We start from the raw sequence: 18,742 nt of genomic DNA, 5'->3' as shown, positions 1-18,742 counted from the left end.
TCCACCAGGAGCACACCATGAGCAACCCCACCGTCGCCGTCGTCGGCGCCACCGGTCAGGTCGGCGCGGTCATGCGTCGCCTGCTCGAGGAGCGCGCGTTCCCCGCCGACCGCGTCCGCTTCTTCGCGAGCGCCCGCTCCGCCGGCACGACGCTCCCGTTCCGCGGTGAGCAGGTCGTCGTCGAGGACTCCGAGACCGCGGACCCGTCGGGCATCGACATCGCGCTCTTCTCGGCCGGTGCCACCGCCTCGCGCGCCCTCGCGCCGAAGTTCGCCGCCGCCGGTGCGGTCGTCGTGGACAACTCCAGCGCCTGGCGCATGGACCCCGACGTGCCGCTCGTCGTCAGCGAGGTCAACCCCCACGCGATCGACGACGCCCCGAGGGGCATCATCGCGAACCCGAACTGCACGACGATGGCGATCATGCCGGTCCTGAAGGTGCTGGACGCCGAGGCCGGGCTCCGTCGCCTCGTCGCGACGACCTACCAGGCGGTGTCGGGCTCCGGGCTCGCCGGGGTCGAGGAACTGCTGGGCCAGGCACGCGCCGCGCTCGAGCAGGACACCGCGCAGCTCACGCACGACGGCGCCGCGGTGACGTTCCCCGAGCACGTCAAGTACGTCCGTCCGATCGCCTTCGACGTGGTGCCGCTCGCCGGCAGCATCGTCGAGGACGGTCTCGGCGAGACCGACGAGGAGAAGAAGCTCCGGAACGAGAGCCGCAAGATCCTCGAGCTGCCCGATCTCCTCGTCGCGGGCACCTGCGTCCGCGTCCCCGTCTTCACCGGTCACTCCATCTCGGTGAACGCCGAGTTCGACCGGCCGCTGTCGCCCGAGCGCGCGACGGAGATCCTGGCGAGCGCGCCCGGTGTCGAGCTCTCCGACGTCCCGACGCCGCTCCAAGCAGCCGGGCAGGACCCGTCGTTCGTCGGCCGCATCCGAGCCGACCAGTCCGCGCCGGAGGGGCACGGCCTAGCCCTCTTCGTCAGCAACGACAACCTCCGCAAGGGCGCCGCGCTCAACGCGGTGCAGATCGCCGAGGCGATCGTCGCGCGCCGCGCGGTCGCCGCGTAGCGACGGCTGCTCCGGGTGCCGCCACGGGACGGACGGGAGGCACGGTGCGGGTCCGCACCGTGCCTCCCGTCCGTCCCGTCGTCACCCCGCTCCCACCGCGCGACGGTAGGATCGACGGGTGGCAGTGAAGCAGGTGGATCCGATCGACGTCGTCCTGGTCGGGGGTGGCATCATGAGCGCCACGCTCGGCGCCATCATCCACCGGCTGGAGCCGAACTGGAAGATCCGCGTCTACGAGCGCCTGGGCAGTGTCGCGCAGGAGTCCTCGAACCCGTGGAACAACGCCGGGACCGGGCACTCCGCCCTCTGCGAGCTGAACTACACGCCCGAGCTCGCCGACGGACGCGTCGACATCAGCAAGGCCGTCGGGGTCAACGAGCAGTTCCAGGTCTCGCGGCAGTTCTGGTCGTTCCTCGTCGAGCAGGGCGCGCTGCCCGAGCCGTCGAACTTCATCAACCCGACGCCGCACATCTCCTTCGTGTGGGGCGCCGGGAACGTCGAGTACATGCGCAAGCGGTACGAGGCGCTGAAGGACCACCCGCTGTTCGCCGGGATCGAGTACTCGGACGATCCGGCGCAGATCCGGCAGTGGGCGCCCGCGCTGATCCCCGGGCGGAAGAAGGACCAGCCGATCGCGGCGACGTACTCGGCCGCCGGGTCGGACGTCGACTTCGGCTCGCTCACCCGCCAGCTCTTCGACCAGCTCGAGGTGGACGGCGTCGAGTTCGAGTCCTCCCACCAGGTCACGAACGTCACCCGCTCCAAGATCAGCGAGGGGTGGGTGCTCGACGTCCGGAACGAGATCGGGCGGTCGACGCAGCGCATCGCGGCGAAGTTCGTGTTCGTCGGTGCCGGTGGCGGAGCGCTGCACCTGCTGCAGAAGTCCGGCATCCCGGAGATCCGGGGCTACGGCGGCTTCCCGGTGTCGGGCGAGTTCCTCCGCACCGACGACCCCGAGGTCGTGCAGAAGCACGCAGCGAAGGTGTACGGCAAGGCGAGCGTCGGGGCGCCGCCGATGTCGGTCCCGCACCTCGACACCCGCATCGTCGACGGCAGTTCCTCGCTCATGTTCGGGCCGTACGCCGGGTTCAGCCCGAAGTTCCTCAAGCAGGGCTCGGTGCTCGACCTGTTCAAGAGCATCCGGCCTCACAACCTCCGCCCGATGCTGAGCGTCGCGTTCTCCAACTTCGACCTCGTCCGGTACCTCATCGGTCAGCTGCTCGCCTCGAAGCAGACGAAGTTCGATGCGCTCCGTGACTTCATGCCGTCCGCGCAGCCGGAGAACTGGCACCGCATCACGGCGGGGCAGCGCGTCCAGGTGATCAAGCCGGACGCGGACAAGGGCGGTGTGCTGCAGTTCGGCACCGAGGTCATCACGGCCGCCGACGGCTCGATCGCCGGTCTCCTGGGCGCGAGCCCGGGGGCGTCCACGGCCGTGCCGATCATGCTGAAGCTCCTCGAACGGTGCTTCCCCGACCGCTGGGCCGGTTGGCAGCCCGCCGTCCAGCAGATGGTCCCCACCTACGGCACGGCCCTCGGCGACGACCCGCAGCTCGCGGACCGCACGCTCGAGCGCACCGCGAAGGTGCTCGGTCTGCACCACTGAGCTGGCCAACGGCTTGCGCGTCGTTCGAACGTGTGTTCGAATGACGGCATGCGGTGGAGTGGGCAGGCAGTCGATGCGTCCCGAGGCGACGCGCTGCCGGGCATGGAGTCGAACAGCGGGTTCGTCCGGAGCGTGACGACCCCGGAGTTCGCCGGGGTGACGTTCCACGAGGTCCTGGCGAAGAGCGCGCTCAACCGGGTGCCGAGCGCTGACGGCGACGGCACCTACGGGTGGACGATCAACCCGTACCGCGGGTGCAGTCACGCCTGCGTGTACTGCTTCGCGCGTCCGACGCACACCTACCTCGAGTTCGACGGCGGCGCCGACTTCGACCAGCAGATCGTCGTGAAGACCAACGTGGCCGACGTCCTGCGGCGCGAGCTCGCCAAGCCCACGTGGGCGGGGCACCCGGTCGCCCTCGGCACGAACACCGACCCGTACCAGCGGGCCGAGGGCCGCTACCGCCTGATGCCCGGCGTGATCGAGGCGCTGGCCGACGCGGGAACGCCGTTCAGCATCCTCACGAAGGGGACGCTGCTGCGCCGTGACCTACCGCTCCTCGCCGCGGCGGCCGAACGCGTGCCGGTCGACCTGGCGATGTCGATCGCGGTGTACGACGACGACCTCCAGCAGTCGGTCGAGCCGGGCACGCCCACCACGACCGCACGCCTGGCCACGGTGCGCGCGATCCGGGACGCTGGGCTCGACTGCGCCGTGTTCCTCATGCCCGTCCTGCCGTACATCACGGACACGAAGGCGCACCTCGACGACGCCGTCGGGCGTGCCGTCGCGGCAGGTGCGACGAGCATCATGTACTCCGCGCTGCACCTGCGGCCCGGGGTGAAGCCGTGGTGGGCAGCCTGGCTGCGGCAGAACCGTCCCGACCTCGTCGAGCGGTACCGGTCGATGTACCTCGACAACACGTACGCCCCGAAGGACTACCGACGCTGGCTGGGGGAGCGGATCCGACCGATCCTGCGCGCGCACGGCGTCGGTCTCGGCACGGTCGACCCGGCCACCGGGTCGATGGGACACAGCGTCGACCGGAAGCGGGTGATGCCGCTCAAGCGGGCGGCACCGGACTTCACCGAGCGGCGTACCGTGACCAGGACATCGCCGACGCTGTTCTGACACCCGCTCCGCGTTCGGGGGACACCCGATGTCGGAGCGGGCCGGTATCATCGGGCGGGTCGCTGTCGCCACCTCGTTTCGGGGTACACGGACGGCGGCGACACATCCCGGAAGGACGACCCGCCCGTGCTCGGCATCCCCACGCACCTCGCGCCGCGCGTGAATGCCTGGTCGACCGTGCGCGCCTTCCACGCGGCTGCGGTGGGATCGATCGCCGCCGCGGCGATCGCGCTCCTGCTGCTCGGCGCGAGCGACCCGGACGCCCGGGTGATCGGCGCCGTGCTCGCGCTCGCGCCGATGCTCGGGATGATCGGCGTGCACGTGCAGTTCGGCACCTGGCGGTCGGCCGTGGCGTTCCTGGTCGTCGGTGGCGTGTGCGTCTGGTGGTTCGCCACGGTCGTGCAACGCGAGGTCGAGGTGCCGTGGGTGGCGTCGTACCTGCTGTCCCTCGCGGTGATCCCGCTCGTGTTGGTCGGTGGGGCCGGGGCGGTGCCCGGACGGGTCGTGCTGTGGTCGGTCGGCGGGTTCCTCGTCGGTCGCGGTGCCGCGCTGATCGCCCTCGTGCAGACGAACGGAACCCCGCAGCCGCTCGTGCTGGCGTGGGTGACGCTCGCGTTCGTGGTCGCCCTCGTGCTGTTCACCAGCCGCGCCACCGCCCGGTCCACCCGCGTCCAGCCCGAACTGCTGCGCTCCGCGCGCGAGGAGCACGTCTCCGCGTACCGGGCCGGCGTCGAGGCCGAGGCGGCGGCGATCCTGCACGACACCGTCCTCAACCACCTGGGCGCGATCGCGATCGCCCCGGACGGCCCGATGGACCGGCAGCTCGCCCGGACGGTGGACGCGGACATCGCGGTCCTCACCGGGCGGGAGTGGCTCGCCACACCGGGCTCCGACGAGGGATCGGTGGCCGACGGTCCCAGTGCCCCGGTGCGCGCGTTCGAGCAGCTGCTGGAGGACGAGCGCGACCGCGGCCTCGCGATCGCGATGACCGGCGAGCGGACCTCGCTCGAGCGCCTCGACGACCGCACCCTCGACGCCCTCGTGCGCGCTGTCGGCCAGTGCCTCGCGAACGTCCGGAAGCACGCCGGCGTGGACGCAGCCGAGGTGAGCGTGTTCGACGACGGCGCCTCGACCACGGTGATGGTCGTGGACGACGGCCGCGGGTTCGACGAGTCCTCGACGGGCGCGGACCGGATGGGGCTCCGCGGCTCGGTCCGGCAGCGCATCGAGCGGGTCGGCGGCTCCGTGCAGGTGTGGTCCTCGCCGGGCGCGGGGACGAGCATCATGATGACGGTCCCGGTAGCGGCGCCGTCGGACCTCGGCGTGGCGCCCGCACGCTCGGTCGAGGACGACGAACCGGAGCGTGCACGGTGACGCCCGCGCGCCGGACCGCCCAGCAGTACGACCCGCTCGGCGCCATGGGATCGCGACCGTTCGCGGTCGTGATCGGCGCCGTGGGGACGCTGTGGGCGTTGCTGGTGTCCGTGTTCGACCGCGACGTCGCCGGCAGCCCCGGACTGAGCGCGTTGACGGTGCTGCTGGTCGCGGCCTCGGCGACCGTGGTGATCGCTGCCTCGAGTCCGTTCCGCGCCCCGTTCACCCGCGGTGCGTACGTCGCGCACGTCGCGCTCCTCACGGCGGCCTCGGTGACGAGCGTCGCGGCGCAGTGGGGGCCGGACCGCAACGCCCTCAACGACTTCATGTGCCTCCTCACCGCGACCGGCATCGTGATGGCGGCGCCGTACCGGCCGTGGACCGACCTCGCGGTCGGTGGACTCCTGCTCGCCGCAGTGAACGGCGTCACCTGGGGTGTGGGGGCTGCGGTGTTCCCGCACCAGGTCCCGGTGGCGGTCGCGGCCTTCCTGGCCGCGGCACCCACCCTCGTGCTGACCGGGGCGTCCGCGGTGTTCGCGTCGACGTTCTCCGGGCTCGCCGAGCGCGTGCAGATCCGCGCCGGGTCGTACTCGGTCGAACGTGCCGAGCAGGACGGCATCGCCGCAAGCGTGCAGCAGGACCGGTCGACCGTCCTCGCTGACGAGGTCGCACCGTTCTTCGCCGAGCTCCGCACCCGCGACGTCATCACCGACGTCGACCGGGCCCGGGCCCGCGCGATCGCCGACGGTCTGCGCCGCGGGATGGTCGCCGACGCCGACCGGACGTGGTTCGAGCACGCGATCAGGACCGAGGGCGGCGGGCGGTCCGTCGTCGACGACCCCGACGGGCTGCTCGCGACGCTCGACGTCGACCAGCGGACGGTCGTCCGGACGTTCCTCCGTGCCACGCTCCGCGCCGCCGCGGTCGATCCGGCTGGCCTCACCGTCCGTGCCCGTCCGGCACCGGGGGACCGGGTCGAGGTCGCCGTCGACGTCGTCGTCGCGGACTCCGACGTCGGGATCCACCGCACGTTCGACCCGTACCTCGCCGTCCTCCGGGTCACGTTCCCCGACCTCGACGTCGCGGTCCGACCCTCCGCCCTCGCACTAAGGTTCTCGTATGACCAGCACTGACCCGAACCGGCTCTCGGAGGGTGGTCCCGTCCTCCCGACCCCGGGGACCCGCCGGGTGCGGTTGGCCATCCTCGACGACCACGAGGTGCTGCTCGACTCCCTGTCGAGCTGGATCGCAGTCAACGCGTTCGACTTCGACCTGGCCCTCACCGCGCACACCTGGCTCGAGATGGTCCACAGCGACAGCTTCCCGACCGACCTCGTGTTCCTCGACTTCCAGCTCAAGGAGCCCGTGTCGATCGAGGCCCGCGTCCGCACCTGCCGCGCCGCCGGGGCGAAGGTCATCGTCCTCTCCAGCGTCGACAGCCGTGAGTCCCGCGACCGCGCCCTCGCCGCCGGCGCCGCAGCCTTCCTGTCGAAGTCGCTGCCCATGCGCGAGGTCATGGACGTCGCCCGGGAGATCATGGGCGTCGCCCGCGAGACCCCGCCGCAGCGTGACTGGCGGCCGCTGCCCACCGGGGCGAACGCGCACCAGCGACCGAAGCTCAGCCACGGCGAGGAAGAGGCGCTGCGCCTGTACGTGTCCGGCTACTCCACGAACGAGGTCGCCGCGCAGATGAACGTGCAGTACGAGACCGCGAAGACGTACCTGCGCCGCGTGCGCGAGAAGTACAGCAAGGTCGGGCGCCCGGCGTCGAAGAAGTCCGACCTCATCCGTCGTGCGGCGGAGGACGGGTTCCTCGCGTAGTGGCGAAGCTCTACTTCCGCTACGGCGCGATGAACAGCGGCAAGAGCACCGGGTTGCTGCAGGCGGCGTACAACTACGAGGAGCGCGGTCAGCGGGTCCTGCTCGCGAAGCCCGCGGTCGACACCAAGGGCGACCACGAGATCGTCTCCCGCCTCGGTGTCACACGTGCGGTCGACGTGGTGTTCGCGCCGGCTGACGACGTGCGCGCCGCCGTGTCCGCCGCCGGAGCGGCCGACCCGGAGTCCGGACGGCTCGACGGCATGGTCCGGCCCGTCAGTTGCGTGCTGGTCGACGAAGCGCAGTTCCTGACGCCGAAGCAGGTCGACGACCTCCTCCGCATCGCGGTCCTCGACGGCATCCCGGTCCTCGCCTACGGCATCCGCACCGACTTCCGCACCCGGGCGTTCCCGGGCAGCGCGCGGCTGCTCGAGATCGCGCACTCGCTCGAAGAGCTCAAGACGATCTGCCGGTGCGGCCGCAAGGCGGTGTTCAACGCGCGGCTCATCGACGGACGCTTCGTCTTCGACGGCTCCCAGGTCGCCATCGACGGCGAGGACGTCACCTACGAGTCCCTCTGCGCCAACTGCTACCTCACGGAGTCCGGCGGGCACCTCGACGGCGACTGACGGTCGCCTCCGCGCCTGGTCACCACCGACCCGTCTGGAGGCTCGTGGCGGGCCCGCCCCGCGCCTCCAGGCCGACAGTCGATGCGGAATGCACGCCGGCCGGCCGGCGTTGGCGACCACATGAGCGACGCATCCGTGCACCTGTCCGTCCTCGACCTGGCCACCCGTGAGTACGGCCAGTCCAACACCGACGCCCTGCAGGGGTCGATCGACATGGCGGTGCACGCCGAGAAGCTCGGCTACGAGCGCATCTGGGTCGCCGAGCACCACGGGATGCCGGGGATCACCTCCTCCGCCCCGGCGGTGCTGCTGAGCGCGGTGGGCGCCGCGACGTCGACGATCCGCATCGGTTCCGGGGGAGTGATGCTGCCCAACCACGCACCGCTCGTCATCGCGGAGCAGTTCGGCACGCTGCGCGCCCTCTACGGCGACCGAGTCGACCTCGGCATCGGACGTGCACCCGGCACCGACGGTGCGACCGCGATGGCCCTCCGTCGAACCGACCGCCTCGACGTCGACGACTTCCCGCAGCAGCTCGCCGACCTCATCGGCTTCTTCACCGGCATGGACGCCGACAATCCCCTGTCGCGCATCCGGGCCGTGCCCGGGTACGGCGACGTCCCCGAGTTCTGGCTGCTCGGCTCGTCGGGCTACAGCGCCCAGGTGGCCGGGGCGCTCGGTGTCTCGTTCGCCTTCGCCCACCACTTCGCGTCGGACAACACCGAGGCGGCGCTCGCGCTCTACCGTGACTCGTTCCGGCCCTCGCGCTTCCGTTCCGAGCCGAACGCGCTCATCGGCGTGCAGGTCGTCACCGACGAGGACCCGGCGGTGATCTCCGAGCAGTCCGCGCCGGGGATGATCTCGTTCATCCGGATGCGGCAGGGCGCGAAGCCCGAGCCGGTGTCGATGGAGGAGGCCCGGGCGTACGAGTTCTCCGACCTCGAGCGGCGGTTCATCGAGGCCCGCACGGCCCGCCAGGCGTACGGCAACGCCGACGAGGTCGCGGCGAAGATCAACGCCCTCGTCGAGTCCACCGGCGCGGACGGTGTCATCGTGGCTCCGGGGGCGGCGCAGGCGCGGTACCGGCACCAGGCGCTCGACGTCGTGGCGCGGTTGCACGCGGAGGGGCGGCTCGTGCGGGCGGGGGCTGCGGTCGCCTGAGCCCCGGTGCGTGCGCGCGGCCGAGCCTGCGCAGGTCCCGACGCCCGTCGAGGTTCCAGCATCGTGGAGTCTCGGCGGGCGTCGTCGTCGTGCGGGGAACTTCGGCGGGCGTCACGCAGCGAGTCGTGGAACCTCGGCGCGGGGGCAGCGGCAGCCGGGCGGTCTGGACCGGTGCGATGCGAATCGCCGACGACGGCGGGCGGTCACGACTCCCCGCCTGCGTGATGCCGAGCGGTCGCGGCTCGTCGTCCTGCGCGCCGCAGGACGACGTTGTGCGACCACTGGCCGCGGGTGAGCGGGGTGTCGTGACCGCGGCAGGCCGTCGCCCGCAGGGGGCATCGAGACACGACCCCGTGGGGATGGGACGGCGTTGGGTGAGCAAGGCGCCGCAACGAAGAAGGCCCTGGTCGTGTGACCAGGGCCTTGCTGTCGGGGTGACAGGATTTGAACCTGCGACCTCCTCGTCCCGAACGAGGCGCGCTACCAAGCTGCGCCACACCCCGCGGTGTGATCGCTCCGAACCGGAGCAACCCCAGAAGTCTACCGGATGATCGAGTGTGCTCACGACCATCTCCGTGACGCCCGGGCGCGTCGGGCCCGCGGTCAGTCGGTGCGGGCGGTGAGCGTGACGACGACGGCCTCCGGGCGGCACGAGAACCGCACGGGCGCGTAGATCGACGTTCCGAGTCCGGCGGAGACCTCGAGCCACGACCAGTGGTTCCGGTGCTCCCACTTGTGCAGCCCGCTGACGTAACGGCGGGGGAGGTCGCAGTTCGTGACGAGCGCACCGACCCCGGGCACCTGGACCTGTCCGCCGTGCGTGTGCCCGGCGAAGATGACGTCCGCACCCTGGGTCACGAAGGCGTCGAGCACCCGACGGTACGGCGCGTGCGTGATCCCGATCGACACCGGTGCGGGGCCGTCCTCGTCCTCGGACCACGGCACGTCGCTGCGCATCTCGTCGACGTTCGTCGGCAGGAGGTCGAGACGGTCCCAGTCGCGGTGGGCGTCGGACGTCCCGAACAGCTCGAGCCGAGAGCCGCGGAGCTCGATCGCGTGCGCCTGGTCGTTCACGTCGAGCCAGCCGAGCGACTCGAAGAACGCCGTCTGCCGGTCGATGTCGAGCTCGACCGGACGAGCACCCCCGCCGCCGTGCGTGCTCGGCCCGCCGAAGTACTTGAGCGGGTTCCGGGGCGTGGGGCCGTAGAAGTCGTTCGACCCGTACGCGAACGCCCCCGGGACGCCGCGGAACGGTTCGAGCGCGTACTCGACGGCGGAGTTCGCCGTGGCGTGCCCGAGGTTGTCGCCCGTGTTCACCACGAAGTCGGGCTCGACGAGGCTGAGGTCGCGCAGCCACTGCTGCTTGTCCGCCTGCCACGGCGCCATGTGGATGTCCGACAGGTGCAGGACGACGATGTCGCGGGAGCCCGGCGCGAGGACGGGGACCGTCTCCCACCGGATGCCGAACCGGCGTCGTTCGACGAGCGAGCCCCACGCAGCAGCGGCGCCGCCGACGGCCGCGCCCGCTGCGAGGATCCCGAGCGCGGCGCGGCCGCGCGTCACTTGCAGTCCTTCGGCGCCTTGCCGTCCTTCGTGCCGTACAGCTTCACGGTCACGCCGGAGTCCTTGCCCACGACCGAGTCAGCGGCGGGGTCGGTCGACGCCACCGTGCACTCCTTGGAGCCGCCGCCCTTCTCGTACTGGTCGGAGATCGAGACGTTGCTCAGACCGGCCGACTCGAGCTGCGAGCGGGCGCTGCCGACGCTCTTGCCGGCCACGTTCGGAACCGAGGCCTGCGAGCCGTCGCTCGTGTACACCGTCACGCTCGCGCCCTTGGAGAGGTAGGAGCCCGCAGCCGGCGACGTCTTCGACACCTGTCCGGCCTCACCGGCGCCCGGCTGGGTGCCGCCGTCGACGTACGTGAACCCGGCGGAGGAGAGCGTCGATCGTGCCTCATCGGCGGACTTGCCGGCGAGGTTCGGGAGCTGGACGCTGTTGCCGCGGATCGCCGTCGAGGACGGGTCCGTGAAGGTTCCGCCGGGGTAGGCCGCGTTCACCGGGGTCTGCGCCTGCCGCCAGACGTCGGCACGGGCGCCGGCGTACGAATTGCCGTCCACGCCGTTGCTGTAGTGGCGGAGGTTGAGCTTCTTGCCGTCGGTGTTGCCCTGCCAGTAGGCGGTGGCGACCTTCGTGGAAGCTCCGATGAGCCAGATCTGCTCGGCCTCGTCGGTGGTACCCGTCTTCGCGAACATCTGTGTGCCGTCGTACGTCTGGGCACCGCGGGCGGTACCGCTCGTGATCGTCTGCTTCATCGCGTAGATCGCGGTCTGAGCGACGGCGGGATCGACCGCCTGCGAGCAGTCCTTCGGCTGGCCGCCGAGCTTCTTGCCGGTGGCGTCGGTGACCTGGTCGATCGCGACCGGCGCGCAGAACGTGCCGTTGTTCGCGATACCGGCGTAGGCCGCAGCCATGGTCAGCGGAGCGATCTCGTTGGTCCCGAGGATGAACGACGGGAAGGTGTTCAGCGGGTCGGCGTCGGCACGGTGGACACCGAAGTTCTTGGCCATGGTCTCGATGTCGCAGAGGTCGAGCTTCTGTGCCATGGACGCGAACGCGCCGTTGATCGAGCCGGCAGTTGCGCCGATGACGCTGTAGTTGCCGTTCTCTCCGGGGGAGTCGTTGTGTACGTCGAACTGGGTGTAGTCGGGTGCGCCGCACTTCGTCCACGGGGATACGACTCGCTCGCTACCGTTGACGGTCTCGTTCAGACCGTGCCCGGCCTTGATCCAGTCGAGCAGCGTGAACGCCTTGAACGTCGAACCCGTCTGGAAGCCTCTGGCCCCGCCGTACTTGTAGTCCACGGCGTAGTTCAGCGAGGTCGACGTGGGGGCCGACTTCAGGGCCTCGTCGAAGTCCTTGTTCTGCGCCATCGTCAGGATGCGCCCCGTGCCGACCTCGACCGAGTCGAGCGTCGCGCCGAGGGCGATCTGCGTCTCGGCCTTGTTGTCATACGTGTTGAGGATCTGCTTCTGCTGGGCGTTCAGGCCGATGTCCAGCGTCGTCTGGATCTTGTAGCCACCGTTGCGCCAGGCGGTGTCGCGTTCCTTCTGCGTGCCGCCGAGCTGCGACATGCCCTTGACGACCTTGACCGCGTAGTCGCAGAAGAACTGCGAGCCGTCACCGACCGAGGCGCGGCAGCCCTGGGTCGGCTGGGTCAGCCGGACGTAGTCCTTCGGGTTCGACGCGATCGCCTTGTCGAAGGCTTCCTTGTCGATGTGCTTCTGCGCGTACATCGACTTGAGGATGACGTCGCGACGGGCCTTGTTCGCCTCGTAGTTCTTCGACGTCGAGAGGTTGCGGGTGTTCGGCGACTGCACGATCGCCAGGATCGACGCGGCCTCGGCCGGCGTGAGGTCGGTCGCCGACTTGTTGAAGTAGTGCTGTGCGGCGGCCTGCACGCCGTACGTCTGGTCACCGAAGTACGCGATGTTGAGGTACCCGGTGAGGATCTCCTTCTTGGAGTACTTCTTCGCCAGGCCGATCGCGAGCTTCATCTCCTCGAGCTTGCGGGGGATGGTCGTCTCGGTGGCCTCGTTGTAGGCCTTGAGGCGCTCCTTCTCCGTGGGGAGCTCGAGCGCCTGCTGCATCTTGATGTTGCGGACGAGCTGCATGGTGAGCGTCGAGCCACCACCCGACTCGCCCAGCCCGCCGGCGAGGCTGCCGACACCCGCACGGACGAGCGAGGTCATGTCGACGCCGCCGTGCTCGAAGAAGCGCTTGTCCTCACCGTCGATGGCGGCGTTCTTCAGGTTGTCGCTGATCTGGTCGTACTTGAGTTCCTGACGGTTCTGGTCGTACACCGTCGCGAAGTGGACGCTCTTGCCGCCCTGGTACGCGTAGAGCTCGTTGCGCTGCGGGAGGTCACCGATCTCGATGTACTCCGGGAGCGACTCGAAGACGCCGATCGTCGAGGTCGTGGTCACGCCGGCCACCGCGATGGCCGGGGTCACGCCGATCGTCACGAGGAGCCCGGCGAGCACGCTGAAGCCGACGAATCCGACGAAGGCACCGACTGCGGAGACAGGTTTGGTCCGCGAGGCAGACGTCTTCTGGGCAGACATAGGATGCAGCCTAAACGACACCGCCGACTGAAAGGCTGGCAAGGAACCGCATGAGCCGCTGGGAATACCTCACGACGCCGTTGATCATCCACAACACCACGGCGATCCTCAACAACTTCGGCGACGAGGGCTGGGAGCTCGTCCAGGTCGTCACCGGTCCCGAGGGTGGACTCGTCGCGTACCTGAAGCGTCCGAAGGCCGACGCATGAGCGTCGCGGAGCGCCTCGCCGAACTCGGCCTGACCGTCCCCGCGGTCGCCGCACCGGTCGCCGCGTACGTCCCCGCGGTCGTCACGGGGCGGTACGTGTACACCGCCGGGCAGCTGCCCTTCGTCGACGGCGCACTGCCGGTCACGGGCAAGGTCGGTGCGGGCGTCGACCCGGAGACCGCGACCGCCGAGGCCCGCACCGCCGCCCTCAACGCCCTCGCCGCCGTGCAGTCGGTCGCGGGCTCGCTCGACCGCGTCGCACGCGTCGTCAAGGTGACCGTGTTCGTCGCGTCCGACCCGTCGTTCACGGGGCAGCCGGCCGTCGCGAACGGTGCGTCCACCCTGGTGGGCGACGTCTTCGGTGACGCCGGCGTCCACGCGCGCAGCGCGGTGGGCGTCGCGGTCCTGCCGCTGGACGCACCCGTCGAGGTCGAGTTGGTCGTGGAGCTGGCCGACTGACGGACCGTCAGCCGCGCACGTCACGCGAGCCGCGCCTCCAGGCAGTCGACCTGGAGGCGCGGCTCGCGTCGTTCCTGCTACATGAGCTCCGCGATGGTCGCCATGATCGTCGGGTCGGCCAGCGTCGTCGTGTCGCCGATGCGGCGGCCCTCGGCCGCGTCCCGGAGGAGCCGCCGCATGATCTTGCCGGAGCGCGTCTTCGGCAGCTCCGGCACGATCACGACCTGTCGGGGCTTCGCGATCGCGCCGATGCGCTTGCCGACCCAGTCGCGCAGCTCCTTCGCCGTGGCGTCGCGGTCGACGCCCTCGGCAGCCTCCGCCGTGAGGATCACGAACGCGACGACGGCCTGTCCCGTCGTCTCGTCGGCCGCGCCGACGACGGCGGCCTCGGCGACGCCCTCGTGGCCGACGAGGGCCGACTCGATCTCGGCCGTGGACAGGCGGTGGCCGGAGACGTTCATGACGTCGTCGACGCGGCCCTGCACCCAGATGTCGCCCTGCCCGTCGAGGCGCGCGCCGTCGCCGGCGAAGTACCGACCGGGGAAGCGTGACCAGTAGGTCTCGACGAAGCGGTCGGGGTCGTTCCAGATGCCCCGCGCCATCGACGGCCACGGGTCGGCGATGGTGAGGTAGCCGCCCTCGCCGGGTTCGACGCGGTGGCCGTCCTCGTCCACGATCTCGGCGGTGATCCCGGGGAGCGGGGTCTGTGCGGCGCCGGGCTTGAGCTTCGTGACGCCGGGGAGCGCGGAGATCATGATCGCGCCGGTCTCGGTCTGCCACCAGGTGTCGACGATCGGGGTGCGGTCGTGGCCGATGACCTGCCGGTACCACTGCCACGCCTCGGGGTTGATCGGCTCGCCGACGCTGCCGAGGAGGCGGAGGGTCTCGAGGCTCCGGGCTTCGGGGATCTGCCGGCCGGCCTTCATCGCCGCGCGGACCGCCGTCGGTGCCGTGTACAGCACGGTGACGCCGTAGGAGTCGACGAGGTCCCACCAGCGGCCCGGCTTCGGCTCGTCCGGGGTGCCCTCGTAGAGCACCTGGGTGACGCCGTTCGCGAGCGGGCCGTAGACGACGTAGGAGTGTCCGGTGATCCAGCCGATGTCGGCCGTGCACCAGTAGACGTCTTTCTCCGGGTGCATGTCGAAGACGTTCCGGTGCGTGTACGTCGCCTGCGTGAGGTACCCGCCGGAGGTGTGCACGATGCCCTTCGGCTTCCCGGTCGTGCCCGAGGTGTAGAGGATGAACAGCGGGGTCTCGGCGGGGAACGCCTGCGCCTCGTGCTCGGGGGCGGCCTTGGCGAACTCGTCGTGCCACCAGAGGTCGCGGTCGTTCCACGCGATCTCGTTGCCGCCGCGCTTGACGACCAGGACGTGCTCGACGCTGTCGGTGCCCTCGCCCTCGAGCGCCTCGTCGACCGCGGGCTTCAGCGCCGAGACCGCGCCCCGACGCCAGCCGCCGTCGGCCGTGACGACGAGCTTCGCCTCGGCGTCCTCGATGCGTGCGCGCAGGCTCTCCGCACTGAAACCGCCGAAGACGACCGAGTGGATCGCGCCGATGCGGGCGACGGCGAGCATCGTCACGACGGCCTCGGGGATGAGCGGGAGGTAGACCACCACGCGGTCGCCCTCGCCGACGCCGAGGTCGCTGAGCATGTTCGCGGCCCGCTGCACGTCGGCGGTGAGCTCGGCGTACGTGATCCGACGGGTGTCGCCCGGGGCGCCCTCGAAGTGGATCGCGACCCGGTCGCCGTTGCCCGCGCGGACGTGCCGGTCGAGGCAGTTCTCCGCCACGTTGAGCTCCCCGTCGGCGAACCACTTCGCGAACGGCGCGCCGGACCAGTCGAGGGTCTGCGTGAAGGGCGTCCGCCAGTCGAGGAGGGTGCGCGCCTGCTCGGCCCAGAAGCCCTCGCGGTCGGCCGCGGCGGCCTCGTGCAGGTCCTCGTGGGCGACGGCGTCGGCGACGAACTCCGGCGACGGCGGGAACGTGGGGCCGTCCTCGTGGCGGGGTGAGGCGTCGGTCGGGGTCGGGGACATCGGTGTCCTTTCGCGTCGGCATCGGAGCAGCACCCGTGGCGCTGCCGGCAGCACCCGGAGACTACCCCTGCCCCGGCGGTTGCGGATTCCGTGTCGGGGTTGCCGTGGAGGGGTGTTCGTGGGGTACAATGTTCATCGCCGGACTCGTTTCCGGTGGCGTCGGCCGTGATTCCCCCCAATCCGCCGATGTCCAGGCGGCACCCGTTCCCCCCAACAGGTGCCGCCTCTTCTGTTTCCCGGGCACGTCCTCCCGTCGTGGGTCCGCCCGGACACATGTGTCACGCATCGATCCGCGCGGGTACGCGGATGAGTGGACAGACCGGTCCATGCTGACGCATCGGTTTCGTGGGTCGTCGAGTCGCGGGGCTGCCCGTTCGCCGGTGCCTTCGCGAGCAGCGCGGCGCGGCGCGGTGTCCAGAGGTGCACGCGTCGCCGAGTGGGGTACGGCTTTCTGCAACGGGGGACAAAGTTGTCCGCTGCTGTGGACTCGATGCCGTTGTGCACCGCACAGCGACCCCGCCGGACCGCGTGTCGGGACACGCCTAGCGTCGCCGGACATGCACCGACACCGAGCCGCCCCAACGACGCCGTTCCTGCCCGGGGTCGCCCCGCCCCGCTCCGAGCGCGCCGTCCGGGCCGAGGAGTTCGAGGAGCTCGCGGGCCTCGTCCGCGACGCGACGGTGACCGACGTCCTCGCCGTCGGAGGACGCGGGACGTGGATCGACCGCGGCTCCGGACTCGAGCCGGCCGATCCCGTGCTCGGCGAACGACGTGCCCGCGAGCTCGGCGCCGCCCTCGTCGCCCGGGGCGGTCGGCACGTCGACGAGAGCACGCCCGTGGCCGATGTCCGACACGGTGACGGGATCCGCGTACACGTCGTGCTCGCACCCGTCGCGGTCACCGGCACCGCCCTGTCGATCCGGCTCCCGCGGCCCGGCCGCCCGACGCTCGCCGCGCTCGAACGGAGCGGGACGTTCGACCGGGTCCCGCGGCGCGTCGTCGAACGCGCGGTCGCGGAACGGCGGAGCGTCCTCGTCAGCGGGGCCACCGGCAGCGGCAAGACGACCCTCCTCGCCGCGATGCTCGGCGCCGTCCCGCACGACGAGCGCATCGTCACGGTCGAGGACGTCGCCGAGCTCCGCATCGACCACCCCCACGTCGTCGCGCTCGAGGCCCGGCAGGCGAACGCCGAGGGGAGCGGTGCGATCGACCTCGCCCGGCTGCTGCGCGAGTCGCTCCGGATGCGGCCGGACCGCGTGGTCGTGGGGGAGTGCCGCGGCGCCGAGGTGCGCGAACTCGTGTCCGCGCTCAACACCGGGCACGAGGGCGGAGCCGGCACCGTGCACGCCAACGGTCTGCCGGACGTACCGGCCCGGCTCGAGGCGCTCGGCGCACTCGCCGGACTCGACCCGCCCACGCTCGCCCGACAAGCGGTGAGCGCGTTCGACCTGGTGCTGCACGTCGAGCGTCGTCGAGGCGTACGACGACTCGCCGGCGTGGGGACGCCGGTGCTGGGGACGGACGGGAGGCTCGACGTGCGCCCGGTGGACGGGTGGCGGTGACGAGGCGGTGGCGACGCGGTCGTGTCCTCGCGTCCGAGCGGCGGGCAGCGGCCGAGGGGGCAGGGCCGCCCGGTGCGGCGGCGGGGCCGCCGGCGCGGCGGCGGGGCGCGGTGTCGGACCACGCGGCCGCTGCGGCCGCTGCCGCGCGGACGCTCGAACGCGTGGCGACGCTCGTCTCGGCCGGCGTGCCACCACCGCGGGCATGGCACCTCGTGGGTGGACTCCCCACCGTCGAGACGCCCGCGTGGCACGACGTCCGCGCGGTCCTCCGGGTCGCGGACCGCACCGGCGCGCCCTCCGCCGTGGCGCTGCGGGCGCTCGCCGGCGCCCTGCGCCGTTCGGCCGCCAGCGACCGTGCCGTGCGGGTCGCCCTCGCCGGCCCGCGCGCGAGCGCCCGCGTCGTCCTCGCCCTGCCCGTCCTCGGGGTCGGGCTCTCGTCCACGTGGGGTGCCGGCGCCGTGGAACTCCTCGTCGGGTCGCCGTTCGGGTGGGCGTGCACGGCGCTCGCCGCCGGTCTGGTGGCGCTCGGTCGGCGGTGGACGAACGGGCTGGTCCGCGCCGCGACGCCGGACGGACACGTGCCGGGCGCGCTCCTCGACGCGTGGGCGGTCGCGTTGTCGGGTGGCGGGTCGTGGACGGATGCCGGACGCATCGTCGAGGAAGCCGTGCAGGAACCGGGGCGCGCCGACGCGGACACGGTCGAGCGGGCACGGCTCGCCGAGGTGCTCGGGCTCGCCCGGCGCGCCGGGGTGCCTGCCGCCGCGCTGCTCCGCGCCGCCGCCGAGGACGTCCGCGACGACGCTGCCGCCGCCGGACTCGCGGCGGCCGAGGGGCTGGCCGTGCGACTGGTGCTGCCGCTCGGGGTGTGCGTCCTGCCCGCGTTCGTGCTCGTCGGCGTCGTGCCGGTGGTCGCCGGAGTCCTCTCCTCCACGGTCGTGGGAGTGCGGTGATCCCTCCACAGCCTGGTCGTCCGGCCGCCGACGGGGTCGCGCGGGCGGCGAGGCTGACGACAGGGCCGAGCGGTCGCTCGGCCGCCCGAGAGGAAGAGGAACACCATGCACCAGCACCCACAGCCGACGCGGTGGCGACGACTCCGCACCCGCATGGCCGAGGACCGCGGGTCGGCGACCGCCGAGTACGCCGTCGTGATCCTCGCCGCAGTGGCCTTCGCCGGCGTGCTCGTCGCGGTCATGCGCTCCGGCGAGGTCCAGACGATCCTGACCGAGCTCGTCCGCGGTGCCCTGTCGCTCTGACCGTGGCTCGGTGACGGTGGAGTTCGCGGTCGTCCTGCCCGCCGTGGCGGTCGTGCTGACGCTGCTCATCGCAGCCGTCGTCGCGGTCGATCGGCAGGGCGCGCTCCAGCACGCGGCCGCGACGGCGGCGCGCGCGGCAGGACGTGGCGACCAGGAGGCGGCCGCGGCGGCGGCTGCCTCCGTCCCCGGAGCGTCGGCCGCGTACCGGCGGCCCGCGGGGCTCGTGTGCGTCGAGCTCGCCGTGCCCGCGCCCGGGGTGTTCGCCGCCGTCGTGCTGCGCGCCTCCGGGTGCGCGGCGGAGCGGGGCGGGTGACCGT

Annotated in this window: 17 protein-coding genes and 1 tRNA gene; 14 read left to right on the top strand and 4 right to left on the bottom strand. The window is 71.7% G+C overall.

What is annotated here, in order from left to right; all coding sequences use genetic code 11:
• Nucleotides 1-17: 17 nt before the first annotated feature.
• The 8 genes from ACRQ4C_RS11880 (at nt 18) to ACRQ4C_RS11845 (ending at nt 8,789) form a co-directional block, all read left to right on the top strand.
• The gene (locus tag ACRQ4C_RS11880) at nt 18-1,070 is read left to right on the top strand and encodes an aspartate-semialdehyde dehydrogenase (protein ID WP_439688785.1); all 1,053 of its coding nucleotides are present in this window, start codon (nt 18-20) and stop codon (nt 1,068-1,070) included.
• A 118-nt stretch (nt 1,071-1,188) separates the two neighbouring features.
• On the top strand, nt 1,189-2,676 hold the full coding sequence (locus ACRQ4C_RS11875) for a malate:quinone oxidoreductase (protein WP_439688784.1): 1,488 nt from the start codon (nt 1,189-1,191) through the stop codon (nt 2,674-2,676).
• Between the two features lie 48 nt (nt 2,677-2,724).
• Nucleotides 2,725-3,807, top strand: a complete 1,083-nt coding sequence (locus ACRQ4C_RS11870; RefSeq protein WP_439688783.1) for an Rv2578c family radical SAM protein — start codon at nt 2,725-2,727, stop codon at nt 3,805-3,807.
• 126 nt (nt 3,808-3,933) lie between these two features.
• Nucleotides 3,934-5,181, top strand: a complete 1,248-nt coding sequence (locus ACRQ4C_RS11865) for a sensor histidine kinase (RefSeq protein ID WP_439688782.1) — start codon at nt 3,934-3,936, stop codon at nt 5,179-5,181.
• Nucleotides 5,178-6,314 carry a hypothetical protein gene (locus ACRQ4C_RS11860; RefSeq protein WP_439688781.1) on the top strand — a complete coding sequence of 379 codons (1,137 nt, stop codon included), beginning with the start codon at nt 5,178-5,180 and terminating at the stop codon, nt 6,312-6,314. Before ACRQ4C_RS11865 ends, ACRQ4C_RS11860 begins: the two co-directional genes overlap by 4 nt.
• Nucleotides 6,301-7,002, top strand: a complete 702-nt coding sequence (locus ACRQ4C_RS11855) for a response regulator transcription factor (RefSeq protein ID WP_242863021.1) — start codon at nt 6,301-6,303, stop codon at nt 7,000-7,002. The genes ACRQ4C_RS11860 and ACRQ4C_RS11855 overlap by 14 nt, the downstream gene beginning before the upstream one ends.
• Entirely contained in the window at nt 7,002-7,628 is a 627-nt protein-coding gene (locus tag ACRQ4C_RS11850) for a thymidine kinase (RefSeq protein WP_439688780.1), read from the top strand. The genes ACRQ4C_RS11855 and ACRQ4C_RS11850 overlap by 1 nt, the downstream gene beginning before the upstream one ends.
• 120 nt (nt 7,629-7,748) lie before the next feature.
• Nucleotides 7,749-8,789 (top strand): LLM class flavin-dependent oxidoreductase, encoded by a 1,041-nt coding sequence (locus ACRQ4C_RS11845; RefSeq protein WP_439688779.1) that lies wholly within the window; start codon nt 7,749-7,751, stop codon nt 8,787-8,789.
• Nucleotides 8,790-9,218: 429 nt separating this feature from the next.
• Here the strand turns inward: ACRQ4C_RS11845 and ACRQ4C_RS11840 are convergent.
• The 3 genes from ACRQ4C_RS11840 to ACRQ4C_RS11830 form a co-directional block, all read right to left on the bottom strand.
• Nucleotides 9,219-9,292, bottom strand: a tRNA-Pro gene (locus ACRQ4C_RS11840).
• A 100-nt stretch (nt 9,293-9,392) separates the two neighbouring features.
• Nucleotides 9,393-10,352: a metallophosphoesterase gene (locus ACRQ4C_RS11835; protein ID WP_439688778.1), complete on the bottom strand. Its 960-nt coding sequence runs from the start codon at nt 10,350-10,352 to the stop codon at nt 9,393-9,395.
• Nucleotides 10,349-12,910, bottom strand: coding sequence for a transglycosylase domain-containing protein (locus ACRQ4C_RS11830; protein ID WP_439688777.1), 2,562 nt, complete (start codon nt 12,908-12,910; stop codon nt 10,349-10,351). The genes ACRQ4C_RS11835 and ACRQ4C_RS11830 overlap by 4 nt, the downstream gene beginning before the upstream one ends.
• A gap of 50 nt (nt 12,911-12,960) precedes the next feature.
• Between ACRQ4C_RS11830 and ACRQ4C_RS11825 the strand changes: the two genes are divergently transcribed.
• Together ACRQ4C_RS11825 and ACRQ4C_RS11820 are read left to right on the top strand one after the other, a co-directional pair.
• A complete protein-coding gene (locus ACRQ4C_RS11825) occupies nt 12,961-13,119 on the top strand; it encodes a hypothetical protein (protein WP_022903105.1) in 159 nt (52 codons plus the stop codon).
• Nucleotides 13,116-13,577, top strand: a complete 462-nt coding sequence (locus ACRQ4C_RS11820) for a RidA family protein (protein ID WP_290131271.1) — start codon at nt 13,116-13,118, stop codon at nt 13,575-13,577. The genes ACRQ4C_RS11825 and ACRQ4C_RS11820 overlap by 4 nt, the downstream gene beginning before the upstream one ends.
• 77 nt (nt 13,578-13,654) lie before the next feature.
• On the opposite strand, the gene acs is transcribed toward ACRQ4C_RS11820, so the two are convergent.
• Nucleotides 13,655-15,610 (bottom strand): acetate--CoA ligase, encoded by a 1,956-nt coding sequence (acs, locus tag ACRQ4C_RS11815; RefSeq protein WP_439688776.1) that lies wholly within the window; start codon nt 15,608-15,610, stop codon nt 13,655-13,657.
• 557 nt (nt 15,611-16,167) lie between these two features.
• Between acs and ACRQ4C_RS11810 the strand changes: the two genes are divergently transcribed.
• From ACRQ4C_RS11810 to ACRQ4C_RS11795, 4 genes are all read left to right on the top strand, one after another.
• The gene (locus tag ACRQ4C_RS11810) at nt 16,168-17,172 is read left to right on the top strand and encodes a CpaF family protein (RefSeq protein ID WP_439688775.1); all 1,005 of its coding nucleotides are present in this window, start codon (nt 16,168-16,170) and stop codon (nt 17,170-17,172) included.
• 161 nt (nt 17,173-17,333) lie between these two features.
• Nucleotides 17,334-18,122, top strand: coding sequence for a type II secretion system F family protein (locus ACRQ4C_RS11805; RefSeq protein WP_290131273.1), 789 nt, complete (start codon nt 17,334-17,336; stop codon nt 18,120-18,122).
• A 105-nt stretch (nt 18,123-18,227) separates the two neighbouring features.
• Nucleotides 18,228-18,425 carry a DUF4244 domain-containing protein gene (locus tag ACRQ4C_RS11800; protein ID WP_290131274.1) on the top strand — a complete coding sequence of 66 codons (198 nt, stop codon included), beginning with the start codon at nt 18,228-18,230 and terminating at the stop codon, nt 18,423-18,425.
• Nucleotides 18,426-18,435: 10 nt separating this feature from the next.
• A complete protein-coding gene (locus ACRQ4C_RS11795) occupies nt 18,436-18,738 on the top strand; it encodes a TadE/TadG family type IV pilus assembly protein (RefSeq protein WP_439688774.1) in 303 nt (100 codons plus the stop codon).
• Nucleotides 18,739-18,742 lie beyond the last annotated feature (4 nt).

Origin of the sequence: Curtobacterium sp. SP.BCp, assembly GCF_051903255.1 — a bacterium.
In the GTDB taxonomy this organism is placed as follows: Bacteria; Actinomycetota; Actinomycetes; order Actinomycetales; family Microbacteriaceae; genus Curtobacterium.
This window is presented reverse-complemented; position numbering and strand designations above follow the sequence as displayed.

Excerpts from the sequence above, each read along its gene's own strand:
- ACRQ4C_RS11880 (WP_439688785.1), top strand. The coding sequence starts at position 18 with ATGAGCAACCCCACCGTCGCCGTCGTCGGCGCCACCGGTCAGGTCGGC.
- ACRQ4C_RS11870 (WP_439688783.1), top strand. The coding sequence starts at position 2,725 with ATGCGGTGGAGTGGGCAGGCAGTCGATGCGTCCCGAGGCGACGCGCTG.
- ACRQ4C_RS11855 (WP_242863021.1), top strand. The coding sequence starts at position 6,301 with ATGACCAGCACTGACCCGAACCGGCTCTCGGAGGGTGGTCCCGTCCTC.
- ACRQ4C_RS11845 (WP_439688779.1), top strand. The coding sequence starts at position 7,749 with ATGAGCGACGCATCCGTGCACCTGTCCGTCCTCGACCTGGCCACCCGT.
- ACRQ4C_RS11830 (WP_439688777.1), bottom strand. The coding sequence starts at position 12,910 with ATGTCTGCCCAGAAGACGTCTGCCTCGCGGACCAAACCTGTCTCCGCA.
- ACRQ4C_RS11825 (WP_022903105.1), top strand. The coding sequence starts at position 12,961 with ATGAGCCGCTGGGAATACCTCACGACGCCGTTGATCATCCACAACACC.
- ACRQ4C_RS11820 (WP_290131271.1), top strand. The coding sequence starts at position 13,116 with ATGAGCGTCGCGGAGCGCCTCGCCGAACTCGGCCTGACCGTCCCCGCG.
- acs (WP_439688776.1), bottom strand. The coding sequence starts at position 15,610 with ATGTCCCCGACCCCGACCGACGCCTCACCCCGCCACGAGGACGGCCCC.
- ACRQ4C_RS11810 (WP_439688775.1), top strand. The coding sequence starts at position 16,168 with ATGCACCGACACCGAGCCGCCCCAACGACGCCGTTCCTGCCCGGGGTC.
- ACRQ4C_RS11800 (WP_290131274.1), top strand. The coding sequence starts at position 18,228 with ATGCACCAGCACCCACAGCCGACGCGGTGGCGACGACTCCGCACCCGC.